4 protein-coding genes are annotated in these 4,669 nt (G+C 70.0%); all 4 read left to right on the top strand.

All coding sequences use genetic code 11. The features are described 5' to 3' along the window. A partial coding sequence (gene nifK / locus ACY45C_RS06545; RefSeq protein WP_462186744.1) for a nitrogenase molybdenum-iron protein subunit beta occupies positions 1–1,266 on the top strand: 1,266 nt, incomplete at its 5' end. Positions 1,267–1,474: 208 nt separating this feature from the next. Further along, positions 1,475–2,845, top strand: coding sequence for a nitrogenase iron-molybdenum cofactor biosynthesis protein NifE (nifE, locus tag ACY45C_RS06540; protein WP_462186743.1), 1,371 nt, complete (start codon positions 1,475–1,477; stop codon positions 2,843–2,845). Continuing rightward, positions 2,845–4,491 (top strand): nitrogenase component 1, encoded by a 1,647-nt coding sequence (locus tag ACY45C_RS06535; RefSeq protein WP_462186742.1) that lies wholly within the window; start codon positions 2,845–2,847, stop codon positions 4,489–4,491. The genes nifE and ACY45C_RS06535 overlap by 1 nt, the downstream gene beginning before the upstream one ends. Beyond that, positions 4,485–4,669, top strand: a 185-nt coding sequence (locus ACY45C_RS06530; protein WP_462186741.1) for a NifB/NifX family molybdenum-iron cluster-binding protein, incomplete at its 3' end; no start/stop codon positions are given. The genes ACY45C_RS06535 and ACY45C_RS06530, both read left to right, overlap by 7 nt.

The raw sequence follows: 4,669 nt of genomic DNA, 5'->3' as shown, positions 1-4,669 counted from the left end.
TCGCAGGGCTGCGTCGCCTACTTCCGCAGCCACTTCGCCCGGCACTTCAAGGAGCCCGTCCCGGCGGCATCCTCGTCGATGACCGAAGACGCCGCCGTCTTCGGCGGGCTGAACAACCTGGTCGAGGCGCTCGAGAACGCGACCACCCTGTACAAGCCCAAGATGGTCGCGGTCAGCACCACCTGCATGGCCGAGGTGATCGGGGAGGATCTGTTCGCCTACATCGGCGCGGCGCGGGACAGGGGCGCGATCTCCGCCGACTACCCGGTGCCGTACGCGCACACGCCGAGCTTCGTGGGCTCACACCTCACCGGCTACGACAGCATGCTCAAGGGCATCCTGGACCTCCTGGGCAAGACGGCGGACGCCGACAAGGTCGAGTCCCCCGGGAAGCCCCGGCTGAACATCGTGCCCGGCTTCGAGACCTACGTCGGCAACCACCGCGAGTACCGCCGCATCCTCGAGCTGATGGGTGTCGACCCCCTGATCCTGGGCGACCACAGCAGCTCCCTGGACTCGCCGGCGACGGGTGAGTACGAGCTCTACCCAGGTGGTACCCCGCTCGCCGAGGCCGCCACAGCTCGGTTCAGCCGCGCTACCGTGATGCTTCAGGAGACCACCACCCGCAAGACGACGGAGTTCGTCCGGGACGGGTGGAAGCAGGAGACGGTGGTGCTCGAGACCCCCATCGGGGTGAAGAACACCGACCGCTTCTTGACCGAGGTGGCCCGCCTGGCGGAGGTCGAGATCCCGGCCGAGCTCACCGCCGAGCGTGGCCGCCTGGTGGACGCGCTCACCGACTCGCATGCCTATCTGCACGGCAAGCGGGTTGCCATCGCGGGTGACCCTGACCTCGTCATCGCGATGACCGGCTTCGCCCTCGAACTCGGGATGATCCCGGTCCACCTGCTGAGCACGAACGCCGACAACTCCTTCGCGCCCAGGCTGGAGAAGGTCCTCTCGACCAGCAAGTTCGGCGAGGCGGCGACCGTCTGGCCGGGCAAGGACCTCTGGCACCTGCGGTCGCTGGTCTTTACCGAGCCGGTCGACCTGCTCATCGGGAGCTCGTACCTGAAGTACATCTCCCGGGAGGCGAACGTGCCGCTGGTCCGGGTCGGTTTTCCGATCTTCGATCGGCACCACCTGCACCGCTTCCCGATCGTCGGCTACACCGGCGGTCTGCACCTGCTCACCCAGCTCGTCAACACGGTGCTCGACGAGCTGGACCGCACCAGCCCCGACCACAGCTTCGATGTCGTCCGCTGAGCGTCCGACCGGGCACAACTGTGGTCGGTCCGGCTCCCGGCCGGATCTGAACGTGGTCGGCCGGCCGCGCCCACCGCGCTCCCTGCGACCGGCCGACCACCCCGCCGTGGGGTCGATCGATCACCTCCCGGATCGATCGACCCCTCGCCCCCGTCCCACCTCTTTCAAGAACCGTGCCCGTAGAACCGCGTCCTTCCGAGGATGGCCCATGGCAGCCACAGAACGCGTCGCGCTGTTCACCGAACCGGCCTGTAACCACAACAACGCCAAGACCACCAAGGCCCGCAAGGCGGGTTGTCCCAAACCCAAGCCCGGGGGCACTTCCGGAGGTTGTGCTTTCGACGGAGCCATGATCACCCTCGTCCCGATCGCCGACTGCGCTCACGTGGTCCATGGCCCGATCGGTTGCGCGGGCAACTCGTGGGACGGCCGGGGCAGCCTGTCGTCCGGGCCGGTGCTCTACCGGCACGGCTTCACCACCGACATGGCCGAGAACGACGTGGTGCTCGGGGGGGAACAGCGCCTGTTCGACACCATCCTGGAGGTCGTCGAGCGGCACTCGCCGCCAGCGGTCTTCGTCTATTCGACCTGCGTCACCGCGATGATCGGAGACGATCTTGACGCGGTGTGCGCGGCGGCCGCCGCCGAGTCCGGGGTGCCGGTGATCCCGATCCACTCGCCCGGGTTCGTTGGCAGCAAGAACCTCGGCAACCGGCTCGCCGGCCAGGCCCTGCTCGACCACGTGATCGGCACCGTCGAGCCGGAGCTCACCACCGACCGGGACGTCAACCTGATCGGTGAGTACAACATCGCCGGGGAGTTGTGGGACGTCCTGCCGCTGCTGTCCCGGCTGGGCCTCCGGGTGCAGGCGTGCATCAGCGGTGATGCCCGCTACCGTGACGTCGCCGCGGCCCATCGGGCCAGGGCGACGATGGTGGTCTGCTCGCGCGCGCTGCTCGGACTCGCCCGTGGCCTGCAGGAACGTTACGGGATCCCGTGGTTCGAGGGCAGCTTCTACGGCACCCGGGCGATGGGCGACACCCTGCGCGGCTTCGCCCGCCTGCTCGAGGACGACGAGCTCTCCCGCCGCACGGAGGAGCTCATCGCTGTCGAGGAGGCGGCCGTCGCCGTCGCACTTGAGCCGTACCGGCGCAGGCTCGCCGGGCGCAAGGCGGTGCTCTACACCGGCGGGGTCAAGAGCTGGTCGATCGTGTCCGCGCTGCAGGACCTCGGCATCGAGGTGGTCGGCAGCGGCATCACCAAGAGCTCCGACGGCGACGTGGACAAGATCCGCGAGCTGCTCGGCGACGCAAAGATGATCAAAGAGGGCAGTCCGCGCGAGCTGCTGCGGGTCGCCGAGCAGACCGGGGCGGACATCCTCGTCGCCGGCGGCCGCAACCAGTACACCGCGCTGAAGGGCCGGCTGCCGTTCCTCGATATCAACCAGGAGCGGCACATCCCCTACGCTGGCTACACCGGGATGGTCGAGCTCGCCCGGCGCCTCGACATGGCGATCGCGAGCCCGGTCTGGGAGCAGGTCAGCCGGCCCGCTCCCTGGGACCTGGTTGGAGCCCGCTGATGGCCGAGGTCGTGACCGGAGAGCGGCAGGCGGCGATCGACCCGCTCAAGCACAGCCAGCCGCTCGGGGGTGCGCTGGTCTTCCTGGGCCTCGCCGGCTCGCTGCCGATCATGCATGGTGCGCAGGGGTGCGCGTCGTTCGCCAAGGCCCTGCTCACCCGGCATTTCAACGAGCCGATCCCGCTGCAGACCACCGCGATCACCGAGGTGACCGCGGTCCTCGGCAGTGGTGAGGCGATGGTGGAGACGCTCGATGCCATCCGGAAGAAGCAGCGGCCGGAGATTATCGGCCTGCTCACCACAGGAGTCACCGAGGTCAGCGGCGAAGACGTCGGCGGCCAGCTGCGCAAGTACCTCTCGGCCTGGGACGAGACCGACTCGAGCGGGCCGGAGGCGGGGGCGAACGACTCCGCCCCCGGCGGGGCCCCGCTGATCGTCGGGGTCTCCACCCCGGACTTCATCGGTGGGCTGTCCGACGGCTGGTCGGCCGCGTTGGAGGCGCTGGTCCGAGCGGTGGTGCCGGCAGAGCATTCCGAAACGGAGCCTTCCGAAGCGAACTATTTTACCGGGCGCACCGCCTTCATCGCGGCCAGCGATCCCGTAACGCATCTCACTACCGCTGGGTCCGCCGAGGCTGCTGGGTCCGCCAGGTCCCTGGGGTCCGCCGCCCGGCGGGTGGCGGCGGCGGACGATGGCGATCTGGATCCGCGCCAGCTCGCGGTCCTGGTCGGCCCATCCCTGACGGCGGCCGACCTCGACGAGCTCGGTGAGCTGATTCGCGCGTTCGGGCTCAATCCGGTACTCGTCCCCGACCTGTCCGGATCGGTGGACGGGCACCTGGCCCCCGCCTGGCAGCCCACGACGACCGGCGGCACCGGGCTCGCGCGGCTGCGGGCCCTCGGTCGGTCGCGGGCCGTGCTCGTCGCGGGTGCGACCGCGGCGGCGGCCGGTGACCTGCTCGCCGCCCGGACCGCCGCCCGGATCTTCCGCCACCGTCATCTCAGCGGACTGACGGAGATGGACGCCCTGGTCACCGAGCTGATCGAACTCACCGGAGCGTCCGCGCCGACCCGGGTCCGGCAGGCCCGGGCCCGGCTCGCCGACGGTCTGCTCGATACGCACTTCGTCCTCGGCGGCGCCCGGGTCGCGCTGGCAATGGAGCCGGAGACCCTGGTCGCCGTCGGTTCCCTGCTGCACGACGTCGGGGCCGAGGTTGTGGCGGCGGTGTCCCCGACCGGCGCGCCGGTCCTCGCGGACGCGCCCTGGGACAAGGTCGTCGTCGGCGATCTGACCGACCTCGCCGAACGGGCCCGGGCGGGCGGTGCGCACCTCGTCCTCGGTTCCAGCCATGCCCGCGAGGTCGCCGACCGGATCGGTGCCGCGCACCTGCCCGTCGGCTTCCCGATCTTCGATCGGCTCGGCGCGGCGCTGGCCGGTACCGCCGGGTACGCCGGAAGCCTGCGCCTGCTCATCGAAGCCGCGAATCGTCTACTCGATCACGAGCACGTGCACCGCCGTCCCGGGCGGAGGTTCTCCGTGCCCGGCGCGGATGGGCAGCCCGCCCACCGGGCCGAGATCCCCACCCAGCCCGGCTCCGCGGGTGAACCCGATCAACTCGACAACCTGTTCCAGGAGTCTCCGTGTTGAAGATCGCCTTCGCGACCAGCGACGGCACCGCTGTGGATCAGCATTTCGGGTGGTGCCAACGGTTCGACGTGTACGAGGTCGGCCCCGAGGGATCCAGGTTCCTGGAGACCCGCGCGCTCGACGCGGCGCCGACGGACGAACAGGACAAGATCGAATCTAGGCTCGCCGCGGTCTCGGA

The organism is Frankia sp. CcWB2, assembly GCF_977927585.1.
The sequence above is the reverse complement of the archived record's forward strand: the minus strand, read 5'-3'. Positions and strand labels throughout refer to the sequence as shown.